A 25386-nucleotide genomic window follows, 5' to 3' on the forward strand; every position below is an offset into this window, starting at 1 on the left:
TGCTCGTCCAGGCCGTCCAGCCCCGTCTCGGACTTCGAGTCCTCAGCGTTCTCCACGCCGGACATCATGTCGGTCATCAGGTGCACTTCCATGATCGGGAGTTACACCGCTCGTTTTACAGTCCCCCCGACGACAGCTCCCTGAGGTGTGGGCGCCGTACGGACTAGTGCATCACACTGGGTAGTCGATAGACTGCGCGGAGGGTGTGCCGGCGTTCGGAGGTGGATTCGTGCGCGGGCTGTGGGCGTCGCTCGTGGCGTCGGGTGTGGTTCTGCTGGCAGCGGCGGGTCTGGTGTGGTGGTCGGCTGAGCGCGCGCTGGGTGAGGCGCCGGAGGTGGTGACGTCGTCCCGGGGTGGCCTGTCGTGGTGCGCGTACGAGCGTGCGGGGCAGCTGACCTGTGATCCGCCGCAGCTGACCGACGGCACGGTGACAACGGTCGTTGCACTGGGCGTGCTGGGTGTGGTCCTGCTGGTGGTCGGGGTGGTGGGGCTGGTGCGCCGGCGAGTGCGTTCGCCGAGTTGAGCGGTATCGCGCTGGTTGCCGACGTGTGCTCGGGCGTGGTGCGTGCAGGCGGTGGTGCTCTCGTCCCGCGCACAACCCGTCAGTGTCCCCGGTTCGATCGAAGCGGTCACGATCCTTCCCAGAGCTCCTTCGTAGTCGAGACGACGTCGGCAACCCGGTCGGCGCTGTAGGTCGCGGCGTCGTATTGGTGTCGGGCCATCTCGACCGGGACTTGGCGGTCGTTGCTGCCGTGCAGTACGAGGAACGGCATCCTGATCCGCGCGCTGTCTTCGACGAGGTTCATCCGGGCGGTGAACCGCGCCAGTTCCTCGATCGAGGTCTGGCCGAAGGTCCAGAGCACGTGCGCCCAGAAGTGCGGCACCGACTTCTCGGCCGGCGCTTCGGCGAGCTGTTGCTGACGTCGGCGCAGAACGCGAACCGCGGCTCGTAAGCAGCGACGCGTGGTGCGAAGTAGCCACCCAGTGACCAGCCCGCGATGCCGATGCGGTCGAGGTCGTCGGCACGGCAACCCACTGATCGAGCCGGGCCCGGGATCACCCGCCCTGGGCGAGCCCGAAGACCCAGGTGACGCCGAACCGGTCGGTGACCATGCCGTAGACCGGCGCGAACGGCGCGGGACCGAGCTCCGCGATCACGGTGCCGCCCTGCTCGAGTCCCTGCCACAACGGGGTCAGCTCGTCGAGGGAGCCGCCGTTGAGCAGAACGTAGAACGGCTCGGTGTGGGTGACGCCCTGGGCGCGCGGAGAAGCCGGGCCCGCCGGTGCGGCGATGCCCCCGGTCGCGGCGGTGCTGCCGAGGACGTCGTAGGCGGCGATGCGGAACCCGTTCTCGGCCACCACCATGCCGAAGGCGACGCGCTCGGCGTCGGGGTCGTCGGCGGCCATCGGCACGTAGCCGGTGTCGCGGCCGTCGGCGTCGTTCTCGAGTTGCGTGCCGTGCGCCATGATCATGAGGTGACCGCCGAAGACGGACTGGTAGAACTCCAACGCGGGGCGGGCGTTGCCGGTGAAGTTGAGGTGGGTGAGCGTGCTGACGGCCATGGAAACTCCTGCGGTTCGTTCCGGGTTCACCTCGACTGTGCCCCGGATACAGGTCAGTTTCTGACCGCTGTCGGTGGCTGCCCGGTGTGACGCCGGTCGCCGGGAAATCGGATCAGTACGCGTCCTAGGGTTTGATGTACCCCGCGAGAAGGTAGTCCGGGGAACTGAGATCGATGGCCAAGTACCAGAGCTCTCCGTTCGGCGCCGTTACGAAGTCGAGGCGCCGGTAGTTGTCACCCTTTCTGATCACGCCGTAGCCACAGCTCATCAGCGGGCAGCTGTGCGCCCAGTACTCGGTCGGTGCCGGGTTCCCGAGGTAGTTGCCGCACCGGGGGCTCGATATCGGGGCGTCCAGCGCGTCGGTGGAAACGTAGCCGGCGATGGTCAGGGATCTGTCCCACGGACTCGCGGTGACGATGAGGTTCCAGAAGTTTTCGTCGGTGGTCGCCGCGCAGTATACGAAGGCGTACTGCCCGGCCGGGACCTCGTGATACCCGCAGTGCATCGCCGCACACTGGTGCACCCAGGCGACTTTGGTCGTTGTAGCGGTCCCGATGGCCGCCGCCGGTGAGCTGCCCGCCGCACTCGCGGCCGGCGCGGAAAGCATGCCGACGCCGAAGACGAGCGCGGCAAGGGTGAGCAGGAATCTCCGTTTGCGCATACTGATGATCCTTTCGGTTTCCGAGGCGGGCTCGACGATGCCGGGCCGGAAGGCCACGGCACCACTTCACCAAGGTGCCTGCACGAGCTCGAAGTACCAGTGCTGGTTCGAGCCACCAAGGTTCTGCCACAGTTGGGCTTGGTGCCGTTGGTGTTCGCGTCAGCGTCCACCAGGCGGGATGCGCCTTATCTCCAGATGAGGTGCGCGGCGGTCACGGTTATGCCAGGCCCCATCCCGATGGCCAGGCCGTGTGCACCCGGCGGCGGTGGCGTGGCGTACGTCCTCGCGAGGACGTCCAGTATCGAGACGGCACCGGTGTTGCCCACTTCTCGCAGGCTTTCCCGGGAGGGGCCGAGCAGTCCCGGATCACAGCCGAGCTCCTCGACGAGCCGGTCCATGATGCGGGGGCCGCCCGGGTGGGCGACGACGAAGTCGATCCCGGTCTCGCCGATGCCGGGAAGTTTTCCGAGCCAGGGAAGGAGCTGCTGGACGGCGTCGCCGATGGCGGTGAAGAGGCGGGGCGAGTTGTGGCCGTGGAATCCGTCGTCCTGGAAACGGTAGCCGACGATGTCCGCGGTGCCGGGAACGGTGTAGTCCCAGGTCTCTTCGATGCTCGGGCCCGGTTCGGACCGCGTGTCACGCACCACGCAGGCTCCCGCCGCGTCACCGAAGAGGGCGCGGGAGATCATCGCGTCCATGGCGAGGTCCGACGGGTGCACATAGGCCGGGAACAGGTCGGCCGCGACCACGAGGACGTTGCCGACCTCCGGCCTGGCACAGAGATCGGCCGCGCGTGCCAGCCCCCAGGAGCCACCGCTGCACCCGAGCTGGGTCACCGGCACCCGAATGACGCCGGGTGCGAGGCCGAGCTGGTTGACCAGCGCGACGTCGAGCCCCGGCATGGTGTATCCGGTTGTGCTGGCGCAGACCAGGCCGTCGACTTCGGCCGGGGAAATGCCCACTTCGTCGAGCGCGTCACGCGCCGCCTGGCCGGCGAGATCGCAGGCTGCCTCGAAATGCCGGCGGGCGCGCTCGCCGGGTAGGAGCTGCGGGTCGTCGAGGGCGCCGCGTGGGATGGCGAGGCCACGGGTCCGTACATCGGTCGCCCTCATGGCGCCGAGTACGGCGCCGAGGCGTGGGTGGCCCGGGTATCTGAGCTCGGTCTCGGTGAGCACGTCCTCGAGAGCGACCCGGTCGTCGGGCAGGATGATGTGCGGGCGGGCGATGGTCGGCATCGCAGTGTTCTCCTTCAGTGAACGTCGTGATCCTGCTTCTGTCCACAGTCGACAGACGTCGCAGGGTTCAGCTGGCCTCCCAAGGCGCGCCGATCGTGTACAGGAGCGTTGCCAGGGTCAAGGTCGCGTACGCCGCCAGGAGCAAGCGGGCCCGGATCCGCCGCATGGTTCACCTCCTTAACTCGCGTCGCCGATACTGACGATCTTGTGCAGCCAGGGCAGGGGAATGACGTCGGCCAGGAACACCACGCGGCTTTCCCCGGTCGCCGGTTGGTTCTTCGGTGTCGTGGCACCCGGCGCGAGTCCGATGATCTCCGCTGCCGCGGCGGAGTAGGGCCAGGCGCATACCCGGCGACCACCGGAACAAGTTGAGCACCAGCCACCACACGCCGACTGCCGAGACCACCAGGACCATCGGGAGGTGCAGCGCAGCCTCGACGGCTTGCCGGATTTCCGGGGACGCGGTCTGCAGGAACGGGTGACGGAATTGTTCCGCCGGCACCGAAAGACGTCCACCGGTCAACTGGCCGACAACAATCCCGGCCGTAATCGGTGCCACGGCCAGAGCGAGGAACGCGAGCACGGCTGACTCTTCGGCTCAGCCGGCGCGCAACCGGTCGGGCACGTACTGCTGGTAGCACGCCGCTTGCCGCGGATGTGAGCTCACCGTCCCGCTGGGGCGCGGTGCTTCGCAGCAGACGCCGGCGCAATCGACAACGTCGGCACGCGTCTGCTGCGGGCAGTTCCCCGAGCATTGAGGGGTCAGTTCCGGAGTTTTGTTCCAGCAGCCTGGTGGCTGGCAGATCGGCTGCTCGTCGGAGCAGAGTCCCGTGCAGTCAGGGGCCTGCTGCGGGCAGTTGCCCACGCACTGCGGGGCCGCGGCCCCGGCGACCGTGATGCGCTCGGCGCGTGCCGGGCTCGCGGTCGCGGCGCCTCCCATGGTCAGCGAGGCCACGCCAAGCGCGAAAAGGCCTGCTATCACGTGAATTCGTCGCACATCTTCCTCCCGAGGGTCGGTCGCGGGCGGCCAAGTGATGTCCAGCTTGCGACCGGGGCGGGCCCCGGACCAGGTCACGGACCGGCCATGTGTGACCGGTCGCGCGCTACCATGGGCCTGCGGGAGTCATAACCGGGGGGAGACCGGCGTGATGGCCAGGCACAACGGGGTGGCACGACGACTGCGGTTGCGGGCGGGGCTGACCCAGGAGGCGCTCGCGGCGCGTTCCGGGGTCTCCGTGCGCACGATTCGCGGGCTGGAGACCGGCTCACGACGCAATCCCCAGCTTTCGTCGCTGCAAAGACTCGCCGACGCGCTGAACCTTTCCACCGACGAACGCGAGCAACTGCTGGCCGCGGCCATGGGCGATGGCGCCGACCGTCCACAGCGGACGGAGGTGGATCCGCCGTTCGTGCCGCGGCAGCTGCCCGCCGACGTGGTCAACTTCGCCGGGCGCGAGGACTACCTCAGCAGGCTGGACGCCTTGCTGGACCGCCGGCAGCGGCCCGCCGTGGTGATCTCCGCCATCGCGGGCGTCGGCGGGGTCGGCAAGACCGCGCTCGCCCTGCATTGGGCGCACCGGGTCGCCGCCCGGCATCCGGATGCCCAGCTCTACGTCAACCTCCGCGGTCACGCCGTGGATCCGCCGATGACGCCCGCCGACGTGCTGCCCATGTTCCTGCGTGCGCTGGGTGTGGCCCAAGCCGCGATCCCGGTCACCGAGGCTGAACAGACGGCGATGTACCGGTCCCTGCTCGCGGGCCGCCGAGCACTCGTCGTGCTGGACAACGCCGCGAGCGCCGAGCAGGTCCGGCCGCTGCTGCCCGGCAGCCCGGCCTGCACGGTGCTGGTCACCAGCCGGGCCGACCTGCTCGGGCTCACCGCCCTCCACGATGCCCATCGCCTGGTTCTCGACGTGCTTCCCGCCAGGGAGGCGCGGGCCTTGCTGACCATGATCCTGGGTGCGGATCGGGTCGCGGCGGAACCCGGGGCCACCGGCACGCTCGCCCGGCTCTGCGGGTACCTGCCGCTGGCCCTGCGGATCGCCGCCGCCCAGCTGGCCGGCGATCCCGGCGCAACCATCTCCGGCTACGCCGCCCGGCTCGGCGCGGGCGACCGGCTCAGCCGGCTGGCGATCGGGCAGGACCGGGATGCCGCCGTCCGCACGTCGTTCGGGCTGTCCTACAGCACACTCGACGTCCCGACCGCCCGCCTGTTCCGCCGGCTCGGTTGCGCGCCCGGGCCCGACTTCGGAGTCGCTGCGGCCGCGGCACTGATCGACGCCTCCGCCGACCAGGCGGCGCGGCTCCTGGACCGCCTCGCCGCAGCACACCTGATCGAGTCGCCGCGGCCGGGACGGTATGCGCTGCACGACCTCCTTCGGCTCTATGCGTCCGAACGAGCAACCGCCGAGGACGACCTCGGGGAGAGTGACGCCGCCCTGCGGCGGCTGTTCGACATGTATCTGCACACAGCCGAAACGGCGACGACACTGGCGTACCCGACCAGTGTGCCGGTCCTGTCGCACCTGGCCGGTTCCGGCGAGCGATCGCTGTGCTTCCCGGGCTTCGCCCGAGCCAAGTCGTGGCTCGACGTCGAGCGGCCCAACCTTGTCGCCGTGATGCGGCACGCCGCAGAGCACGGACCGACGGAGGTGACGTGGCGCCTCGCCGCGGTCCTGACCCCGTACTTCTACGGCGGCATGCACCGGTCGGACTGGCTCGAAGTGGCCGAGCTCGGCCTGCAGGTCGCTCAGAAGGCCGATGACCGAACCGCCGAAGCGACGATGATGCACGTGCTGCACCGGGTTCACTTCGCCTTCGGCGACTACGACACGGGGCTCGAGTACGGCCTGCGTGGCCGCGATCTCCTGCTACAGGCGGACGACCCCGGTACCGAAGCCGAGATCTGCAAGCAGTTCGGGCACACCTACTGGCTGCTGGGGCGGCTCGCCGAGTCGCTGGAGAACTTCACCCGGGGCCGGGACCTCTATCGGAAGATCGGCAACCGCGTCTGCGAACTGGTCTGCGTCAACGGCATGGCACTGTCCTACCTGGACTGGGGGCGGCTCGGCGAAGTGCTTGAGCACACCAGCGAGGTCTTGGTCCTCCACCGCGAAGTCGGGGCCCGGCTGTGCGAGGCGGCGGCCCTGCACATCAGAGCGCTCGCCCTGACCGAGCTCGGCCGTTTCGACGAGGCTCTCGACGACGGCATCACCGCCTTGGCGATGTACCACGAAACGGGTTTCCGCTACAACGAAGCGTCGGTACTCAGCTGCATCGCCGGCGCTTACCGCGACACCGGCCGCCACCCGGAAGCGCTGGAGTACGCGCACAAAGCCCGCACCTTGGCCGAGGAGTTCAACGACACGCGCGGCACCAGCCTCGCCCACACGGTCCTCGCCAGGACGCACCTGCTGCTCGACCAGCCCGACCAGGCGGCGCAGCACATCGACGAAGCAGTACGCATCGCCGACGGCACCGGCTATCGGCGCGCCTACGTGGACGCGATGATCGAACTCGCCGCGATCACGAACGCCCGTGGCGAACACGCGCGTGCCCTCGGCCACGCACAAACCGCGTTGGAGCTGGCGCGGCAGTGCCAGTACCGAGCCTGCACCGGCATGGCGCTCACTGTCCTCGCCGAAATCCACGTCAGCGACGGCGGCGGCGGGACCGCACGCGTCCTGGCCGAAGAAGCACTGGAGATCCACCGCCAAGTCGGACACCGCCCTGGCGAAGCCCGCGCGTTGGACATTCTCGGCGCTCTGTAAGGGCTCGGTCCGGGCGCCGCCCGGCCCGGCTCCGCGATCGACCCGCCTGGACCGAGGTCACTGGCGGCTGACGCGCTCACGGCATCGGTTTGCAGGACGCCCGAACTGCACTGGCCGTCTCGCAGCGTCTGAGAAGAGCACTGCGCGCAGACCGACGTCGGCTGCAGTAGGCCGGGGGGCGAAGTTCACGCTCCAGCTGTCAGTCGCCGTGGGTTGACGCTTCGGGTCGTACACGGCGAAGTGCGGCGACCGCGCCCGTTCCAGCTCCTCGAGCTGCCCGTGCTCGTCTAGCTGGTTGGTCAACTCGAGAACGGCCTGCCTATCGCCGTTGTCGGCGAGGTGGTGCGCGGCGCCACCGCCAAGGCCGGGCTGGCCGCCGAAGTGCGGGCCTGAACCCGGCGTCGTTCGGCGGCACCGACCTGTCGACGCGGCTGCGAGCGCTGCTCACCCCGTCGGGGCGGTTCTCCGACAAATCGCAGTACGGGGACTTCAGCAACGCCTTCTCCCAGTCCCTGGCGATCATCGCGCTCGACCGCACCCCGGGCCACGCGCCCGCGTCGGCGGTGAACTTCCTGGCCGGCACCCAGTGCGCGGACGGCGGCTTCCCGTTGGACTTCGGCGCGACGCCGTGCGTGAGCGACACCGACTCGACGGCGATGGTGGCCCAGGCGCTGCAGGCTGCCAGCCGGATCGGCAAGTCCCAGCAGGGCCTCACCTGGCTGGCCGGCAAGCTACAGGCCAATGGCGGTATCTCCGTGGGTTCCGGTGATCCCGCGGCGCGATCGCCTACGACGCGACGGGCTACGACGCCGACACGGTCGTGCGCGCTACGACGCAGGCCGTCCTCGGGCTCGGCGGCCGCGGCCTCGCCCAGCTGACCGCGGCCGGTTCGGCGGCCGCGGAGCCGACGCTCACGTGTCCGTGACGACGTGACCTCCGGTCCTGGCCGGCCCTGCACGAGGCCGGCCGGGACCGCGTCCGCACTACGACATCCGGTTTCAATTCTCGCGCCAAACCGGCGCATCAGCGGAAAAGCCGACACTCGCTGTTCCGGAAAACGCAATCTCTGTCACTCCGAAGTGTGACGGATTCTCCCTGGTTTCGATCTTTCAGCGCATTTCGGCCATGATCTCCGTGGTCCTGTGCGCCCGCTGGTAGCCCGTTGAGCGCCTTGACGCAGGGCGTTCCGAGTGACGTTTCCGGAACCGGCTAACGAATTCCCGCGTATTCCGTCTCTTCACGGGCACCCCACACCGAATCCGGCCGTCCGCCGGGTGCCCGAAGGGAAGCCCATGTCACGAAGATCAGTTTTCGTCGGCCTCGTCGCGGTCGGCGCGTTGCTCGCCCCGACGGCGGTGGCGGCCGCCGCGCCGCCGGGCGTCGACCCGGCCACCGTCGACCTCACGCTCAGCGCCGGGCAGAGCGCCACCGTCACCAAGCACGTCACCACCTCCGCCGTCCCGCCGAACCCGGATCTCGTCCTGCTCGCCGACACCACCGGCAGCATGGGCGGCGCGATCGCGAACGTGCGGACCAACGCCAACGCCATCACCGGCGACGTGCTCGCCGCGCAGCCGACCGCCCAGTTCGGCGTCGCCGAGTACAAGGACTTCACCGACTCGGTGCCGTTCAAGGTCAACCAGGGCATCACCGGCGACACCGCCGCGGTCCAGGCGGGCACGGACCAGTGGCTGGCCTCCGGCGGCGGCGACTTCCCCGAAGCCGACCTCAACGCGCTCTACCAGCTGGCCACCGGCGCGGTCACCTTCCGCCCCGACGGCACCCGCATCGTCGCCTGGTTCGGCGACGCACCGTCGCACGACCCGAGCGGTGGGCACTCCCTGGCCGACACGATCGCCGCGCTGAAAGCGGCGAACATCCGCGTCGTCGCGGTCAACGTCGGCAACCTCGACGCCGACGGGCAGGCCACGGCGATCGCCGACGCCACCGGGGGTGTCCTGCTGAACAACGTGCCCTCGAACCAGGTGTCCCAGGCCATCCTGGCCGGCATCAAGTCCATCGAGGTCACGGTGACCCCGCACGTCACCACGTGCGACCCGCAGCTGACGCTCACGAACGCCCCGGCGAGCGCCAAGGTGACCAGCGGTGACGTCGCGACGTTCACCGAGACGATTGCCGCCGCGGCCGACGCCGCCCCGGGCACCTACCACTGCTCGGTCGACTACCTGGTCGACGGCGTGTCCCGCGGCTTCGTCGAGACGACCACCGTGCGCGTGCTCGGCCTGGCCATCAACGACGTCACGGTGAACGAAGGCTCCGGCGGCGCCCAGGTGCCCGCCACCTTCACCGTGTCCCTGCTCGGCGGCGCGAGCCCGAACTCGGTGAGCGTCCACTACGCCACCGCGAACGGCACCGCCACCGCGCCCGCGGACTACGCCGCCACCAGCGGCGACGTCACCTTCGCGCCGGGGGAGACGAGCAGGCCGGTGACGGTGCTGGTCAACCCGGACACCGTCGATGAGCCGGACGAGACGTTCACCGTGACCCTCTCGGCCCCGGTGGGCGCCGGGCTGGTCGACCCGACCGGGGTCGGCACGATCGTCGACGACGACCGTGACGGCGCGTTCTCCTGCACGGGCACCGCGGCGAACGTCCTCGGCGTCACCGCGGCCGTGGCGAACCCGCAGAACCTGCCCTGCGCCGACGACAGCAAGACCGTCCTCGACGCGACGCTGAACGCCGGGCTGATCAAGGTGCAGACGCACGCGCTGACGTCGTCGACGGACTTGAGCCCGGACAACCAGTCCGCGGCCCCGGCGGCCGGTGACCACGCGCAGGCGTCGGCCAAGATCGACAAGACGGTGATCAGCACGGTCGGGCTGACGATCGAGCTGGGCGTGATCCAGTCCCAGGCGGCGGCGACCTGCCAGCCGGCCACGGGCGGGCTCGCCCCGGTGCTGACCGGCAGCTCGAACGTCGCCTCGCTGAAGATCAACGGCGTTTCGGTGACGGTCGGTTCGGCGCCGCTGACGATCCCGCTGGTGATCGGCTCGCTGAAGCTGAACGGCCAGACCGTGTCCGGCGGTGTGGTGAAGCAGCAGGCGGTGGCGCTGGACACCGCGCTGGCGAAGATCGTGCTGGCGGAATCGCAGGCCGACGTGCACGGAACCGCCGCGCACCCGGCCGGCAACCCCTGCCGACGGTGATCCGGTGAGCCGTGGCCGGGGCGGGCGAGATCCCGCCCCGGCCGCGGTTCACGCGTGGCGGAACTCCGGCGGCCGCTTCTCGGTGAACGCCGCCATCCCTTCCTTCTGGTCGTGGGTCGCGAACGTCGAGCGGAACAGCCGCCGCTCGAACAGCAGCCCATCGGAGAGGCCGCTCTCGAAGGCACGGTTGACCGCCTCCTTGGCCAGCATCGCCGCGGGCTTGGACATCGCCGCGACGAGCCGGGAGACCAGCCCGGCGCGTTCGGCCTCGCCGGCGTCGATCATCCGGCCGGTGAGGATCAGGTCCATCGCCTTGGCCTTGCCGATCGCGCGGGTCAGCCGCTGGGAGCCGCCCATGCCGGGGATGAGCCCGAGGAAGGCGATGGTCATGCGGTCACTCCCGTCCATTCGCCGGCACCAGCTCGGCGAAGTAGCTGTCGACCAGGTCGTCGTCGACCTCGGCCAGGGTCGGCGGCGTCCACCGCGGCGAGCGGTCCTTGTCGATGACCTGCGCGCGGATCCCTGTCCCCGCCGTCGCGCAGCCGGTCGAGGATCTCTTCGACCGTGTCGGCGGCGTAGCAGTGGTCGATCCACGTGCCCAGCGTGCTCGGCGGCGGTGGTTCGGTGCCTTGGGCCGGGTGGGTTGCAGCCGAAGCTCGCCCGACGTCTCGTGAGGCAAAAGAACTGGCGAAGGAGCCGCCCGGTTCATCGCCACACCGGCGCGTGACCCGGTTCGTCGATGCCGGCCGGTCACCCGTCGTAAGATCCTCGGGACCGGATCGGCGCACTTGACGAAGCGGAGGTGGTCGCTGCCATGGCGGTGGAAAGCGGCAAGCTCGCGCCGCCGGGCGACAGCCCGGACACCACCCGGGCCTCGCGTGCCTACGCAGACCTTCGCGCGCAGATCCTGGCGGGTGACTACGAGCCGAACTCGCGGCTGACCGAGACCGAGCTCTCCGCCCGGCTCGAGATCTCCCGGGGCACGCTCCGCTCGGTGCTGGCGCGGCTGGCCCAGGAGGGCTACGTCACCGCGGAGGCGAACCGCAGCGCGCGCACTCGCTCCTTCTCCGAGGAGGAGGCGGTCGAGATCCTCGAGACCCGCGAGGTGCTCGAGGCGGCACTGGCGGCCAAGGCGGCGGAGCGAGCCACCGAGGAGGACATCGCCGCGCTGACCGAGACCTGTGAGCGCATGCGGGCCGGCCGGGAATCCGACGGGCGGGACGAGTCCTCGGCCCACAACCGCCGGTTCCACGAGCTGGTCCGGGCCATGGCGCGGCAGGCGACGCTCACCCGGTTCGTCGACAGCCTGCTGTACCCGATGGTGCTCCGGCAGTTCCGCGACATGGAACGCCCGCGCTCACGCGACACGATCCTGCACGAGCACGAGGCGATCCTCGCCGCGATCATCACCCACAACCCGGACGCGGCGGCGGCGGCGATGCGCCACCACCTGTCCGCGGTCCGGCGCGCGCTCCAGCTGGGCCCGGCCTAGGACCAGAGCGCGATCGTCCACTTCGGATCCAGCACCACCCCGACCTCGTCACCGGGCCGGACGTCCAGGTGCGCGTCCGCGTGCGCGCGCAGGACCACGTCGTCCACCGCGACGACGACTTCACGGCGATCGCCCAGGTACTCGGTCGCCGTGACGCGCGCGGCCAACCCGTCCGCCACCCCCGGGACGACCCGGACGTGCTCGGGCCGGACGCACACCTGCAGCTCCCCGCCCGGGACCAACGACTCCGGCGGTGCGGTGAACCGCTCGCAGCGCAGGACGCCGATCGACGTCTTCGCTTCGACGACGCCTCCCGCGCGCCGGTCGAGTACTCCGGGGATGAGGTTGGCGCTGCCGACGAAGTCGGCGACGAACCGGGACGCCGGCGAGTCATAGATCTCCGCGGGAGTCCCGATCTGCTCGACCCGGCCCCGGTTCATCACGACGATCGTGTCGGACATCGCGAGTGCCTCGCCCTGGTCGTGCGTCACGTAGATCGTCGTGACGCCGAACTTCTGCTGGAACGACCGCAGCTCCGCCCGCAGCTGGGCGCGGAGCTTGGCGTCCAGGTTGGACAGTGGCTCGTCGAGCAAGAGCACTTCCGGCTCGCACAGCAGAGCCCGCGCCAGTGCGAGCCGCTGTTGCTGGCCGCCGCTGAGCTGCGTGGACCAGCGGCCCGCGTAGTCCGCCAGCCCGACCTGCTCCAGCATCGCCGTGACGCGGGTCCGGACGTCGGCGCGGGAGCACGTCTTGCGGCCGTAGCGCAAGGGGAACGCGGCGTTGTCGAACACCGTCATGTGCGGCCAGATCCCGTAGGACTGCGGCACCATCGCGATCGGCCGGTCCTCCGGCGCGACGTCCCTGCGTGACGCGCTGGAGAAGACGGCCTTGCCGTTCATGGAGATTTCGCCGCGGTCGGCGCTCTCCAGCCCGGCGAGGCAGCGCAGCGTGGTCGTCTTGCCGCAGCCGCTGGGGCCGAGCAGCGTGAAGAAACTCCCGCGCGGCACGGTGAAGCCGACGTCGTCGACAGCGAGGCTGTTGTGCCGGGTGAAGCGCTTCTCCAGGCCGGAGATCGCGACGGCGGAGTCGAGGTTCTGCGCGGACATGAGCACCTCACATGTGTTGTTGGAAGCCACGGCGGTTCACCCACCAGACGGAGCCGGCCGAAAGCGCGAGCAGCAGCACCGCCAGCGCGCTGGCCTCGGGGTAGTTGGCGCTCTCGCCGATCATGTCCCACAGCAGCACCACGATCGTGCGGTTGTCGGAGCTGGAGAGCAGCAGCGCGATGGGCAGCTCGCCCAGCGCGTTCGCGAAGACCCACAGCCACGTGCGGGTGACCGCCGGGGCGGCGAGCGGGAGCACCACCCGGCGCAGCACCGTGCCACGGCGTGCGCCGGAGACGCGGCCGACCTCCTCCAGGCCGCCGTCGAGCTGCAGCAGCGCGGTCTGGATCATCCGGGACGCACGCGGGATGTACCGGGTCGTCAGCGCGATGACGATGATCCAGATCGTGCCGTAGACCGGGAGCGGCAGGAACAGGTACAGGAACAGCACCGCCACGCCCAGCACGACGCTGGGGACGGCGAACACCAGGAACGACAGGTCGAACAGCGCCTGCCCAGCGCGCCCACCGCGAGTCGAGGCCAGCGCGAGCCACAGACCGAAGCCCGCGGTCAGCGTCGCCGTCACCAGGCTGATCACCAGGGTGTTGACGACCGCGTGGGTCAGGCTGGGGTTGGTGAAGATCGCGCCGTAGTTGCCGACGCCGAGTTCGCCCAGGTTCTTCAGGCTGATGGGCTGCAGGAACGGCGTGAGGCTCGTCCACACCAGACTCAGGATCGGGATGACGATCGCGACGAGTACGTACAGCCCGACGAGGCAGGCCACCGGGAGCCGCCAGCGGCCCAGCTTCACCCGGGTCGTGCGGTAGCCCTTGCCACTGACCACGCGGAAGCGGTGTGACTCCCGCGTCTGGCGCCGGTAGACGGCGATCATCACCAGCGACAGCAGCACCAGCAGGACGCCGTACGCGCTCGCCCGCCCGTAGTCGGACTGGCCGGACGGCGGCTGCAGCGCGGCCTGGACGAGGCTGCTGAACACGAAGATCTGGTCCGGCGTGCCCAGGATCGACGGGATCGCGAACTCCTCGAGCGCGATCACCGCCAGCAGCATCGCCGCCGCGCTCATCGCGGGCAGCGTGAGCGGCAGGACGACCTTGCGGGTCCGGGTGAACCAGCCGGCGCCGGACGTGGCGGCGGCCTCTTCGAATTCGACGTTCAGCCGGGCGAACGCGGGCGCCAGCATGAGGTACATGCCGGGGACGCCGAAGATCCCGGCCACCAGGATCATGCCGGGCAGCGAGTAGATGTCCACCGAAAGCCCGAAGACGCGCTTGACGAGGATCGCGAGGGGACCGTTGGCGGGGTTGGCCGCGAGCACCCACGCCACCGCCATCACCGTGGCCGGCACGGCCATCGGCGCCAGCGTGCTCGGTGCGAGGAACCGGCGGCCGGGGATGTCGGTCCGTTCGAAGAGGTAGGCCAGGCTGACGCTCACGATCAGCGCGAACGCCACCGTGCCGACCACGAAGATCGCGGAGTTCACGGCGACCTGGAGCACCCGCGGCGAGGAGAAGATCTTCTCGAAGTTCCCGAGCGTGAACCCCGGGATCTGGAACGGCAGCTTCAGCTCGCTGTCCTTGAGGCTGCTGTAGACCAGCATGCCCAGCGGGAACAGCACGAGGTAGGCCAGCAGCACGCCGATGGCGATGTTGACGGCGGTGAGCACCCGGTCCCGGCGGTGCGGGCGGGGTAGGTCATCGGGAGGCGGAGGCGCTGGGGGAGCGACCCGGGTGGCGGACTGCATCGTCGGAGTCTCCAAAGAGGGCGTCAGTTGACGTCGGTGCCCAGCGCCTGCTCGACCTGGGGGAAGAAGTCGGAGAACTGCTGGTACTGCTGGATGTTCGTTTCGCTGAACCACTGGACGCCGGCCTGGCAAAGGGCCGCGACGACCTTGTTCGCGCCGGGCTTCGCGCAGTCCGTGTTCTCCGGGATGATCGAGTTGTAGCTGCCGACCAGGGCGGCCTGGCCTTCCTTCGACGCGAGGAACGCCGTGAGCAGGCGGCCGGCCGCCGGGTGCGGGGAGCCGGTGGGCACGAAGAGGTACGCCTTGTTCGCGTTCGTCGGGCCGACCGGGGCCACCGCGATCGGGGCGCCCTTGGCGCGGTCGGCGAGCACGAGGTTGATCAGGTCGGTGCCGGCCGGGGTCTGCCCGGAGATGATGTTGGTGTGCGCCTGCGTGGTGTTGTCGGTGTAGTGCGGGCTCAGCTGCCGCAGCCGGGAGGCGTAGTCCAGCCCGGCTTTCGTGCCCAGCTTCGGGTCCTGGGCCCACACCGTCATGAACGACCCACGCGACTCGACCGTCAGCTTGCCGCCGTTCCACTGTGGACTCAGCAGGTCGTCCCAGTTCTTCGGCGCGGAACCGGCGGGCACGGCGTCGGTGTTGTACGCCCAGACCTTCGGCACCGCCCAGACGTAGACGAAGTTGCCGTTGAAGATCTGGTCGCCGGGCACTTTGTAGGCAGCCCAGTCGACCGGCGCGGCCATGTCGAGGGACGGCAGCACGGTGAGGCCGCCGGCGTTGGAGACGTCGAAGCTGACGCGGCGCGCGGCCTGCTCGACGTTCAGCTGGGTGACCAGGTCCGGGGCCTTCTTGTTCGTGTACTGGACGGTGATCCCGGGGTACTTCTTCTCGAACGCCTTGATGGCCGGCCGCATCTGCGCCTCGGGTTTCGGGGCGAACCAGATGACCTGGGCTTCGGCCTTGGCGGCCTGGTACAGCTCGTCGAGGTTCTTGGTGTCGGGCACCGGCGGTGCGGAGTTGCAGGCCGAGCCGAGGAGAGCGACCACAGCGGCCAGCGCGGCCAGGCGGAGCTTCCGGGTCGTGGTCATGGGCCTCACTGTCCCTCCGCGACGGTGACGTCGTAAAGCCGAGCGGCGTTCCCGCCCCTGATCAGGGTGAGGTCCGCGTCGCCCAGTTCGGGCAGCCGCGCCTGGACGAGGTCGGCCAGGTCGGCCAGCGTGCCCGCCGACGCGGGGAAGTTGGACCCCCACAGCACGTGGCCGGGACCGAAGGCCCGGACCAGCTTGGCGAACAGCGGCGCCGCTTCTTGCCCGGCGCGCAGGACGGCCGGCGGGGTGAGCTTGACGAACACACGGCCGGTCCCGCTGAGCCGGGACAGCTCCGGGTACGGCTGGACGTCGCCGAGCCGCGGCCGGGCGGCGTGGTCGAGGAGCACGGTGAGCCCGAGGTAGCGCTCCAGGAGGTCGGCCAGGATCGGGGCGTGCTTCGCGTGCATCTGGATGCAGACGGGCACCCGGCGCTGGGACAGGAACTCCCAGACCGGCGTCATGCGCTCGTCGTCGAGCCCGCGGCCCGGCGTCGGGACGGCGGTCGTGCCGTCCGCCGCGCGGATGCGGACCCCCCGGAAGCCGCGTTCGTCGATCCAGTGGCCCAGGTCGTCGACGGCTTTCGGGGAAAGGAAGTCGACCGAGCAGACGCCGCTGAGGCGGTCGGGGTGCCGGGCGAGCTGGTCGGCGACGTAGCTGTTGTCGAACCCGTAGACGGTCGACGCCTGGACGAGGATCAGGTGGTCCACGCCGGCGGCGTCGGCTTCGCGCAGCAGCGCGTCGATGTCGGCCGGGCGCTCGCGCGACCACTCGGAGCGGTGGCCGCCCAGCGGCGCGGCGGGGTACGCGGTGGTGTCCGGGGAGATGATGTGGGTGTGCGTGTCGACGCTGAACATGGCACCTCGGGTCTGGGAAAGATGAGCGGGGATCAGGCGAAGTCGCCGAGCAGCTCGGCCACGGTCACCGGGGTCCGGATCACGTTCTGCTGCAGCGCGTAGTCGATCGCGACCTGCAGACCGGCGACCAGCTCGTCGGTGACGCCGAACCGCAGAGCCCGCACGCGCGGGCCGTCCTCGGCCGCTTTGCGTTCCTCGATACGGGTGCCGAACGCCTGGTAGAGGTCGGTGACGACCTGCGGCTCGCGCTCGAGGAGGTCCCGCCGCACGGTGAGCATGTGGTTGATCGGCACGGTCCCGTGCCGGACGCCCCACGCCTCTTCGGCCGCTCGCCAGTCGGGGATGATCGGGACCAGCGGACCCTCGGCGCTGTCGAGCGCGGGCGGGCCCAGCACGGCGGCCGAGACGTCGCCGCGGCGCAGCACTTCCAGGAGCTTCCCGGTCGTGCGCTCGACGTTCGGCGGCTCGACGTACTCGGCGACGTGCGGCTCCTCGGTGGTCACCCAGGTGACGTCCTTGGCGTCGAGGCCGTACTCCTCCTGCAGGATGCCGCGGACCCACAGGCCGGTGGTCTGGCTGTAGGCGCGCACGCCGATCCGGCGGCCGGCCAGGTCGCCCGGCGCGATCTCGGGCGAGCCGGGCCAGCGGGTCAGCGAGTGGTGGTGGAAGTCGCCGCTGAGCACCACCGGGAGCAGGGCGATCGGCGCCCCGGCCTCGTGGGCCTGCAGGAACGTGGCGATCGCCAGCTCGCTGACGTCGTAGCGCAGCTCGCGCACCATCGGGGCGAACGCGCGGTAGATGGGGTCGGCCGCGTCGACGGACACGGGACGGCCGCCGGCGGTGAAGGCGGGATCGGTCAGGAACGCCGTGTGCGGGTAGGACTTCACCGCGATGGACAGGGGTCCGGCCATGGACAACTCCTCCGGAATGTTCAACAGTGTTGGCGAACGTACGCGGCGTCTCCTGGGGTTTCAAGGGTCCTGACGGTCAGATCGTAGAACAATCCGGGCGAATCTGCCCCTGTCGTACTGGCTGCTCGCGCGAGGATGCCCAGGTCATGGGCGGTTTCCGGACTGGGGCGAAGATCGGCAAAAATTGTTTAACAAGTTGGTCGCGAGCGCCGGTGACTGAAGTCGCTCACCTGCACGTCTTGTCGAGCAGCCAGGCGCGCTGCTACGTTGCCGGAGCAAGTTGTTAAACAATCTGACCCATCGCCAAGCGAGGTCGCAGCCTTGATCGAAATCGACGAGAAGATCCCCGTGCCCGCGTCGCCGGGACGGGTGTGGGAGGTCGTGTCCGACCCCGCCGAAGTGGTGTCCTGCATCAGCGGCGCCGAACTCGGCGAGTCCCACGAAGACGGTTCCTTCGACGGCACGCTGGTCGTCAAGTTCGGCGCCGTCCGCGTGCGTTTCGGCGCTCGCGTGTCGCTCGACCTGGACGAGCCCGCGCGGGAAGGGCGCCTGTCGGCGAAGGGCCGTGACGGCCAGGGCGCCACGCGCTTCTCCGCGCACGCCACCTTCCACGTGACCGAGGACGCCGGCGGCTGCTGGGTCCGCGTCACCGGCGAGGTGACCCTCGCCGGCAAGCTCGCGTCGCTGATCGAAGCCGGCGCCGGGGCCGTGGTTTCCCGGATGACCAAGGAGTTCGCGGCCGAACTGGTCCGCCGGTGCGCCGGCGACGTCGTCGTGGCCGAGCCCCGTCGTTCGGTGTGGGCCCGGGTGAAGGCCTGGCTCACGACCGTCCTCAAGCGACAGAGGAGCGAGGTGCGCAGTGGCCAGGCTCAATAGCGTCATCGGCGCGCTGGAATCCGGGCAGCACGCCTTCGCGGCGTTCGCCGCCCCCGAGCCGGCCGCGGCCCTCGACTTCGCGGGTTCGGACTACGACGGCCTGGTCTTCGAGGCCGAGCACAAGCCGTGGGACGCCGCGAACCTGCGCGACAGCCTCCAGTACCTGCTCGACCGCCGCCGCATCTTCGAAGGCGACACGCTCGCGCCGTCACCCACGCCGTTCGTCCGGGTGCCGGTCAACGGTGCCGAACACGGTCAGTGGCACGCGAAACAGGCCCTCGACCTCGGCGCGTACGGGATCGTGTGGCCGCACATCTCCCGTGTCGAAGAGGCCCGCAACGCCGTCGCCGCCTGCCGCTACCCGCGGCAACCGGAAGCGGGCCGCTTCGAGCCTGCGGGCCTGCGCGGGGACGCTCCCGCCGCGGCCGCGCGGTACTGGGGTCTGTCCACTCAGGACTACTACGCCAAGGCCGACGTCTGGCCGCTCGCCCCGGACGGCGAAATCCTGGTCGTGATCCAGATCGAAGACCAGCTCGGCATCGAGAACCTGCCGGCGATCCTCGACGAAGTACCCGGCATCGGCCTGATCCTCATCGGCGAAGGCGACCTGAGCCAGGAGCTCGGCGTGCCGCGCCAGCTCGACCACCCGCTGATGGTCGAAGCGCGGGCCCGGATCGTGAAGACGTGCCTGGAACACGACGTCGTCGTCGGGCACCCGCACGTCACTGCCCGCAACGCCGAGCAGGTCGTCGCCGAGGGCTACCGCTTCCTCATGACCGCGCCGGTCCGCGGCTACCCCGGCCTCGAGCGGGGCCGGGAACTCACCGGGAGGACCTCTTCATGATCATCGACTGTCACGGTCACTTCACGACCGCGCCGCCCGCGCTCGGCCAGTGGCGCGAACGCCAGATCAAGGCGTTCGAGGGCTCGGGCGCGCGCGTCTCGCCCGACGAGCTGCGCATCGGCGACGACGAGATCCGCGCCGCGATCGAGAACGGCCAGCTCAAGCTGCAGCGCGAACGCGGCACCGACCTCACCCTGTTCTCGCCCGGCGCCGGGAAGATGGCGCACCACTACGGCGACGCCGAGACCAGCCTCGTGTGGTCCCGGGTCAGCAACGACCTCATCGCGCGCGTCTGCGGCCTGTTCCCGGACAACTTCGCGCCCGTCTGCCAGCTCCCGCAGTCGCCGGGTGCTTCCTTGACCGCGTCGGCCGCCGAGCTGGAGCGCTGCGTCACCGAACTCGGGTTCGTCGGCTGCCTGCTCAACCCGGACCCCTCCGACGGCTACTGGCAGGCGCCGCCGCTGACGGACCGGGTTTACTACCCGCTCTACGAAAAGCTGGTGGAGCTGGACGTCCCCGCGATGGTGCACGTCGCGATGTCCCGCAACGACGCCGTCCAGGGCACGTGCGCGCACTACCTCAACGGCGACACGACGGCGTTCATGCAGCTGTGCCAGTCGGACCTCTTCCGCGACTTCCCCACGCTGCGGCTGATCCTGCCGCACGGCGGCGGCGCGGTGCCCTACCACTGGGGCCGCTACCGCGGCTTCCTGCTCGACCGGGGCCGGCCGCCGTTGGAGGAGTCGTTGCTGGGCAACGTCTTCTTCGACACCTGCGTCTACCACAAGCGCGGCCTGGAGCTGCTCACCGACGTCGTCCCGGCCGCGAACATCCTGTTCGCCTCGGAGATGATCGGCGCCGTCCGCGCGGTCGATCCCGAGACGGGCCACCGGTTCGACGACACGAAGGCCCTGCTGGACGCCATCCCGTCGATCGCCCCGGACGACCGGCGGGCCATCTACGGCGGCAACGCGCTGCGCGTCTTCCCGCGGCTCGTGGCCCGCCTCCAGGACAAGGAAAAGGAGGCCGTGCGATGAAGGTCTACGAAGCACTGGCCGCGGCGTTCGCCGCCGAGGGCACCACGGACGTGTTCGGCATGATGGGCGACGCCAACATGCACTGGATGAACGCCCTCGCCCAGCGCGGCACGCGCCTCTACGAGGTGCGCCACGAAGGCGCGGGGCTCAGCATGGCGCACGGGTTCGCCCGCGCGTCGGGCCGGCCCGGGGTCGTGACGACCACGAGCGGGCCGGGCGTCGCGCAGCTGGCGACGTCGATGATCGTGGCCGCCCGCGCCCGCATCCCGCTCGTCGCGTTCTGCGGCGAGACCCCGCTGGGCGACGAGTCCGCCGTGCAGTACCTCGACCAGCGCCGGTTCGCCGCCGCGATCGAGTGCGAGTTCCTCCGCGTGACCAAGGCGGACGCCGCCGAGGAGGTCGTGCGCCGCGCGTTCCACCTGGCCCGCACCGAATCCCGGCCCGTCATGATCAGCGCGCCGATCGACGTCCAGCTGCAGGAGTTCGAGGACGTCATGCCGTACTCGCCGTCGACCGAGCTGCTCCGCACGTCGGCGATCCTCCCGCACCCGGACCGGATCGAGCAGGCCCGCGAGCTGATCGCGGCGAGCAAGCGCCCGGTGATCATCGCCGGCCGCGGCGCGCGCCAGGCCGGGGCCGACGACGAGGTCCTCGCCCTCCAGCAGCGGACCGGCGCCCTGCTCGCGACGACGTTGCAGGCCAAGAACTGGCTCTACGGCCGGACCGACTACCACGTCGGGATCGCCGGGCTGTTCGGCAGCAAGGTCGCGATGGAGCTGTTGCAGGAAGCCGACTGCGTGATCGCGGTGGGTGCGAGCCTCAACCACTACACCATCGAGAGCGGCTACCTGTTCCCCGACGCGACGTTCGTGCAGATCGACACCGCGCCGCACGTCGTGATGGGCAACGGCCGCGTCGCCGACTGCTACCTCCAGGCGGACGCGATCACCGGGCTCACCGCGCTGACCGACGCTCTTGACGGCCTTGCCGGCGAAGGCTTCCACACTCCCGACGTGCACAGTCGGCTCACCGCGCCGCTGGTCGACCCCGCCGACTACCGCCGCGAACCTGGGTTGATCGACCCGCGCGAGGCGATCGCGGTCATCGACGACGAACTGCCGGGCGAGATCGGTCTGGTCCTCGGCAGCGGGCACCAGACCGACTTCGGCACCATGCTGTTCCAGCGGTCCCGCGAGGTCACGTCGAACTACGGCATGTTCGGCGCGATCGGGCAGGCACCCTTGCTGACCATCGGCGCGGCGGTCGCCACCGGTGAGCCGACGTTCGTCGTCGAGGGGGACGCGAGCTTCCTCATGCACCTGCCGGAGTTCGAGACGGCCTGCCGCTACGGGCTGCCCGTGCTGGTGGTCGTCATGAACGACGAAGGCCTCGGCGCGGAGTACCACAAGGCCGCCGCCAAGGGCCTCGACCCGGCCCTCGCGGTGATCCCGACGCCCGAGCTGGGCACGGTGGCCCGGGCGCTGGGCGGCAGGGGAGCGACCGTCCGCACGGTCGAGGAACTGCGGGCCGCGCTGGGCGAGTACGTCCGGGCGCCGCGGCCGACCGTCGTCGACGTCCGGATCACCCGTGACGTGCTCAGCGTGCCCTATCGGCGGATCCAGTACGGCGAGGACGTGTGACATGAAGATCATCCTGGGAAACGACACCCTCGCGGCGGCCGCCGGCGGCGAACGCCTCGACATCCGGCCGGTGCACAAGGCGTCGCGCCCGTTCCTCGACGACGGCGTCGCCGACGTCTGCGAGCTGGCCATCGTCACCCTGCTGCAGGCGGTCGCCTACGGCAAGCCGGTGGCGCTGCTGCCGATCGCCGCGCTCGAACGGCACCAGCACCAGACCCTGGTCACCTTGGGCGACGCGGGAATCGAGGGCGTGCGCGGCCACACCGTCGGCGTGCGCTCGTGGAGCCAGACCACCGGGGTGTGGGTGCGCGGGTTCCTCGCCGAGCAGTACGGCGTCGAGCTGTCCGAAGTGGACTGGGTCACCTACGAAGACGGGCACCTGCCCGAATACACCGATCCCGACTGGGTGCGGCGGGCTCCGGAGGGCGTTAAGCTGCCCGCCGAGTTCCTCGCGGGGAACGTCGACTTCGGGATCCTGGGCAACGAGCTGCCGGCCGACGATCGGATCCGCACGGCCATCCCGGACGCGCTCGACGTCGCGGAGAAATGGGCCGCGCGCAAGGGGTTCACGCCGGTCAACCACGTGGTCGCTCTTTCGCCGGAGGCGGACGCGAAGGAGGTGCTCGCGGTCTATGACGCACTGGCGTCCAAGGTCTTGGCCGGGTTCGAGGCGCTGCGCGGCCCTGTCACCGAGGTCGCGCGCTACGCGTGGGAACAGCAGGTGCTGCCGCGCGAGGTCTCGTTCGGCGAACTGGTGGACCGCACCTGCTCGGTCCTCGGTGTAAGCGCTTCCCGACTCGGCTGAAAGGTAAGTCATGCAGAAGCTTTCCATGGTCCTGGGGGACTACGCGCACGGGCGCGCCCTGCTGAGCGGCGACGTCGAAATCCCCGGCTACGCGGTAGAACCGGTGGAGGTCAGCCCGGTGATCGGCGCGTACCGCCGGATGATCCGCGACCTCGAGTTCGACGTCTGCGAGCTCGCGCCGACGTCCTACTTGATGGCGCTGCAGGCCGGGGTGCCGCTCACCGCGATCCCGGTGTTCCTCAACCGCCGGTTCCACCACGCCGACGTCCAGTGCGCGGCGGCGTCCGGCATCCGGGTCCCCGGCGACCTGGCGGGCAAGCGGATCGGCGTGCGCGCCTACACCGTCACGACCGGCGTGTGGGTGCGCGGCATCCTGCACGACGAGTACGGCCTCGACCTCGGCTCGGTGACGTGGGTCGTGGACGACGAAGACCACATCGAGGGCCGGGCGCCGTCAAACGTCGAGCGCGTCACCGACGGCCGTTCGCTGGGCGCTCTACTGCGCGCGGGCGAGATCGACGCGGCCTTGAGCGGCAACGCCGGCACCGGACGGGCGGGCGCACCGCGGGCCGGCTGGACGGCCGAGCAGCTCGGCGACGGCCCGTACCCGCTGTTCCCCGACCACGAAGTGCTCGCCACCGACTGGTTCCTGCGCACCGGGATCTACCCGCTGCACTCGGTGATCGCGGTGCGCCGCGAGCTCGTCGAGAAGGACCCGGACCTGCCGAGCGTGCTCTATGCGGCGTTCGCCGAAAGCAAGCGGCGTCAGATCTCGGCGGACCCGGAGTGGACTGCACTGCCGCGGCTGGGCAAGCAGGCGCGGCAGCTCGGCACCGACCCGATCCCGTACGGCTTGGCCGCCAACGAGAAGAGCCTGCGGGCCCTCGTGGCGTTCTCACGTCAGCAGGGCCTGCTCGACGCCGAGCCCGCGCAGCTGTTCGCGGCCGGCGACTACCCCGACGCTTGAGAGGAACCCCATGGACATCGTCGACACCCACTGCCACATCGTCTCCGACGACCTCGCGCGCTACCCGCGTTCGCCGTTGGGCGGCAAGCAGTCCAGCTGGGCCACTACCCGGCCGGTGACCGCCGACGGCATGGCCGAGCGGATGGACGCGGCGGGCATCGCCCAGGCGGTCCTGGTGCAGGCCACCACCGCGTACGGCTACGACAATTCCTACGTGCTCGACAGCCGGGCGAAGCGGCCTGACCGGTTCCTCGCCGTGGGGACCGTGGACCCGCTCCGGTCGGACGCGCCCGCGCACCTCGAAGCCGTCACCAGCGCTGGCCTGTCGGGCGTGCGGCTGTTCACCAGCGGCAGCACGGTCCCGACGCAGGGGGAGTGGTTCGCCGCGCCGGAGTCGTTCCCGTTCTGGGAAAAGGCCGCCGAGCTGGGCGTGCCGGTGTGCCTGCAGATGCGGCTCGGCCCGGCGACCGCGCAGCTCGTCGCGCTGCTGGAGCGGTTCCCGACGGTCCGGGTGCTGCTGGACCACCTCGGCTACCCGGCGGTCGCGGAGTCCCCGGCGGACGCGGGCGCCGACGTCGCGAAGCTCGCCGTCCACCCGGGCCTGCACCTCAAGTTGACGCACCGCACCCTCGAACCGCTGCAGGCCGCGGGCAAGGAGGCCGCCGCGTTCCTCGACCCGGTGCTGGCGTCGTTCGGCGCCGGGCGGATCGCGTGGGGCTCGAACCTGCCCGCGGCCGAGCAGTCGCTGCCCGAGCTGGTGGCGCTGGCCCAGGACGTCCTGGCCGAGGTCCCGGAGGCGGAGCGGCGCGAGATCTTCGCCGGGACGGCACGCCGGCTGTACCCGGGGCTGCCGGGTTGACCACGCGCTACAGCCAGGTCTACGAGGACCTGCGGACGCTCCTGCTGTCCGGGTCCTACGAGCCGAACACGCGGCTGACGGAGTCGGACCTGACCAGCAGGTTCGCCGTGTCGCGCGGGACGATCCGGTCGGTGCTGGTGCGTCTGGCGCAGGAGGGGTACGTCACGAGCGAAGCGAACCGCGGCGTCCGCACCAGGAGCTTCAGCCTGGCGGAGGCCGCGGACATCCTGGAGGCCCGCGAGACCCTGGAAGCCGCGCTGGCGGGCAAAGCCGCGGAGCGGGCGACCGATGAGGAGATCCTCGGCCTGCGCCGTACGCTGGAGGCGATGGAGCGGGCGCAGGAACGCGGCGACCAGGCCGCGTACTCGACGGGCAACCGGGCGTTCCACCAGCAGGTCAAGGCGGCGGCTCACCAGGCGACGCTGGCGCGCACGTACGACACGCTGCTCTACCCGCTGGTGATGCGCCAATACCGCAACATCTCCGCCCGCCACCCCCGCGCGGGTTCGCTGGCCGAGCACCGGGCGATCCTGCTGGCGATCGTCACGCGCAACCCGGAGGCCGCGTCGGCGGCGATGCGCCACCACGTCGGCTCGGCCCGGCGGGCACTGCTGCTCGAACAGCCCGGAGGTGCCCGAGTCGTAGTCCCGGCCGGCGACGGCGCGGAGTGATCGGGCGCTTCGAAAGGCACGGATGGCGGCACCCGGAGTCATCCGCGACGGCGCGCACAATTCGATCAAGATGCCGGCTTCGGC

The 25386-nt window shown here is 70.4% G+C and carries 23 protein-coding genes and 1 pseudogene; 13 read left to right on the forward strand and 11 right to left on the reverse strand.

Translation table 11 applies throughout. The annotated features are described in order from the left end of the window. Nucleotides 1–229: 229 nt before the first annotated feature. The gene (locus tag M8542_RS50175; RefSeq protein ID WP_276587806.1) at nt 230–523 is read left to right on the forward strand and encodes a hypothetical protein; all 294 of its coding nucleotides are present in this window, start codon (nt 230–232) and stop codon (nt 521–523) included. Between the two features lie 106 nt (nt 524–629). Here the strand turns inward: M8542_RS50175 and M8542_RS40925 are convergent, their stop codons facing one another. From M8542_RS40925 to M8542_RS40940, 4 genes are all read right to left on the reverse strand, one after another. Continuing rightward, nucleotides 630–884 (reverse strand): alpha/beta hydrolase family protein, encoded by a 255-nt coding sequence (locus tag M8542_RS40925; RefSeq protein WP_257925768.1) that lies wholly within the window; start codon nt 882–884, stop codon nt 630–632. 172 nt (nt 885–1056) lie between these two features. After that, nucleotides 1057–1563, reverse strand: coding sequence for a VOC family protein (locus M8542_RS40930; protein WP_257925769.1), 507 nt, complete (start codon nt 1561–1563; stop codon nt 1057–1059). Between the two features lie 124 nt (nt 1564–1687). Then, entirely contained in the window at nt 1688–2281 is a 594-nt protein-coding gene (locus tag M8542_RS40935) for a hypothetical protein (RefSeq protein WP_257925770.1), read from the reverse strand. A 128-nt stretch (nt 2282–2409) separates the two neighbouring features. Continuing rightward, entirely contained in the window at nt 2410–3459 is a 1050-nt protein-coding gene (locus M8542_RS40940; protein ID WP_257925771.1) for a type III polyketide synthase, read from the reverse strand. Nucleotides 3460–3880: 421 nt separating this feature from the next. Here M8542_RS40940 and M8542_RS40945 point away from each other — a divergent pair, with 421 nt between their 5' ends. The 3 genes from M8542_RS40945 (at nt 3881) to M8542_RS40955 (ending at nt 10396) form a co-directional block, all read left to right on the forward strand. Continuing rightward, the gene (locus M8542_RS40945; protein WP_257925772.1) at nt 3881–4048 is read left to right on the forward strand and encodes a hypothetical protein; all 168 of its coding nucleotides are present in this window, start codon (nt 3881–3883) and stop codon (nt 4046–4048) included. Nucleotides 4049–4607: 559 nt separating this feature from the next. After that, the gene (locus tag M8542_RS40950; RefSeq protein ID WP_257925773.1) at nt 4608–7229 is read left to right on the forward strand and encodes an ATP-binding protein; all 2622 of its coding nucleotides are present in this window, start codon (nt 4608–4610) and stop codon (nt 7227–7229) included. Nucleotides 7230–8521: 1292 nt separating this feature from the next. Further along, on the forward strand, nt 8522–10396 hold the full coding sequence (locus M8542_RS40955; RefSeq protein ID WP_257925774.1) for a Calx-beta domain-containing protein: 1875 nt from the start codon (nt 8522–8524) through the stop codon (nt 10394–10396). A 48-nt stretch (nt 10397–10444) separates the two neighbouring features. Here M8542_RS40955 and M8542_RS40960 read toward each other — a convergent pair whose 3' ends face one another. After that, a complete protein-coding gene (locus M8542_RS40960) occupies nt 10445–10786 on the reverse strand; it encodes an enoyl-CoA hydratase-related protein (RefSeq protein WP_276587807.1) in 342 nt (113 codons plus the stop codon). Between the two features lie 4 nt (nt 10787–10790). Beyond that, a pseudogene (locus tag M8542_RS40965) lies at nt 10791–11019 on the reverse strand (enoyl-CoA hydratase/isomerase family protein); the annotation flags it as partial. 191 nt (nt 11020–11210) lie between these two features. Between M8542_RS40965 and M8542_RS40970 the strand changes: the two are divergent. Then, entirely contained in the window at nt 11211–11888 is a 678-nt protein-coding gene (locus M8542_RS40970) for a GntR family transcriptional regulator (RefSeq protein ID WP_257925775.1), read from the forward strand. Here M8542_RS40970 and M8542_RS40975 read toward each other — a convergent pair. From M8542_RS40975 to M8542_RS40995, 5 genes are all read right to left on the reverse strand, one after another. Continuing rightward, nucleotides 11885–12994: an ABC transporter ATP-binding protein gene (locus M8542_RS40975; RefSeq protein WP_257925776.1), complete on the reverse strand. Its 1110-nt coding sequence runs from the start codon at nt 12992–12994 to the stop codon at nt 11885–11887. The genes M8542_RS40970 and M8542_RS40975 overlap by 4 nt on opposite strands. 7 nt (nt 12995–13001) lie before the next feature. Then, a complete protein-coding gene (locus tag M8542_RS40980) occupies nt 13002–14675 on the reverse strand; it encodes an ABC transporter permease (RefSeq protein ID WP_257925777.1) in 1674 nt (557 codons plus the stop codon). Between the two features lie 101 nt (nt 14676–14776). Next, a complete protein-coding gene (locus tag M8542_RS40985) occupies nt 14777–15838 on the reverse strand; it encodes an ABC transporter substrate-binding protein (protein ID WP_257925778.1) in 1062 nt (353 codons plus the stop codon). A 5-nt stretch (nt 15839–15843) separates the two neighbouring features. Next, the gene (locus M8542_RS40990; RefSeq protein ID WP_257925779.1) at nt 15844–16692 is read right to left on the reverse strand and encodes an amidohydrolase family protein; all 849 of its coding nucleotides are present in this window, start codon (nt 16690–16692) and stop codon (nt 15844–15846) included. 32 nt (nt 16693–16724) lie between these two features. Then, a complete protein-coding gene (locus tag M8542_RS40995) occupies nt 16725–17603 on the reverse strand; it encodes a substrate-binding domain-containing protein (RefSeq protein ID WP_257925780.1) in 879 nt (292 codons plus the stop codon). 321 nt (nt 17604–17924) lie between these two features. Between M8542_RS40995 and M8542_RS41000 the strand changes: the two genes are divergently transcribed. From M8542_RS41000 to M8542_RS41035, 8 genes are read left to right on the forward strand one after another with little or no spacing between them, the layout of a single operon-like run. Beyond that, nucleotides 17925–18479 (forward strand): SRPBCC family protein, encoded by a 555-nt coding sequence (locus M8542_RS41000; protein ID WP_257925781.1) that lies wholly within the window; start codon nt 17925–17927, stop codon nt 18477–18479. Continuing rightward, nucleotides 18463–19323 (forward strand): HpcH/HpaI aldolase family protein, encoded by an 861-nt coding sequence (locus M8542_RS41005; RefSeq protein WP_257925782.1) that lies wholly within the window; start codon nt 18463–18465, stop codon nt 19321–19323. Before M8542_RS41000 ends, M8542_RS41005 begins: the two co-directional genes overlap by 17 nt. Further along, the gene (locus tag M8542_RS41010) at nt 19320–20360 is read left to right on the forward strand and encodes an amidohydrolase family protein (RefSeq protein ID WP_257925783.1); all 1041 of its coding nucleotides are present in this window, start codon (nt 19320–19322) and stop codon (nt 20358–20360) included. The genes M8542_RS41005 and M8542_RS41010 overlap by 4 nt, the downstream gene beginning before the upstream one ends. Beyond that, a complete protein-coding gene (locus M8542_RS41015) occupies nt 20357–22000 on the forward strand; it encodes a thiamine pyrophosphate-binding protein (RefSeq protein ID WP_257925784.1) in 1644 nt (547 codons plus the stop codon). The genes M8542_RS41010 and M8542_RS41015 overlap by 4 nt, the downstream gene beginning before the upstream one ends. A gap of 1 nt (nt 22001) precedes the next feature. Beyond that, nucleotides 22002–22805 (forward strand): substrate-binding domain-containing protein, encoded by an 804-nt coding sequence (locus M8542_RS41020; protein ID WP_257925785.1) that lies wholly within the window; start codon nt 22002–22004, stop codon nt 22803–22805. A 10-nt stretch (nt 22806–22815) separates the two neighbouring features. After that, a complete protein-coding gene (locus M8542_RS41025; protein WP_257925786.1) occupies nt 22816–23772 on the forward strand; it encodes a substrate-binding domain-containing protein in 957 nt (318 codons plus the stop codon). 10 nt (nt 23773–23782) lie between these two features. Then, nucleotides 23783–24631 carry an amidohydrolase family protein gene (locus tag M8542_RS41030; RefSeq protein ID WP_257925787.1) on the forward strand — a complete coding sequence of 283 codons (849 nt, stop codon included), beginning with the start codon at nt 23783–23785 and terminating at the stop codon, nt 24629–24631. Continuing rightward, nucleotides 24628–25302 carry a GntR family transcriptional regulator gene (locus M8542_RS41035; protein ID WP_257925788.1) on the forward strand — a complete coding sequence of 225 codons (675 nt, stop codon included), beginning with the start codon at nt 24628–24630 and terminating at the stop codon, nt 25300–25302. The genes M8542_RS41030 and M8542_RS41035 overlap by 4 nt, the downstream gene beginning before the upstream one ends. Nucleotides 25303–25386: the final 84 nt, after the last annotated feature.

The sequence above is a fragment of the Amycolatopsis iheyensis genome, assembly GCF_024703995.1.
In the GTDB taxonomy this organism is placed as follows: domain Bacteria; phylum Actinomycetota; class Actinomycetes; order Mycobacteriales; family Pseudonocardiaceae; genus Amycolatopsis; species Amycolatopsis iheyensis.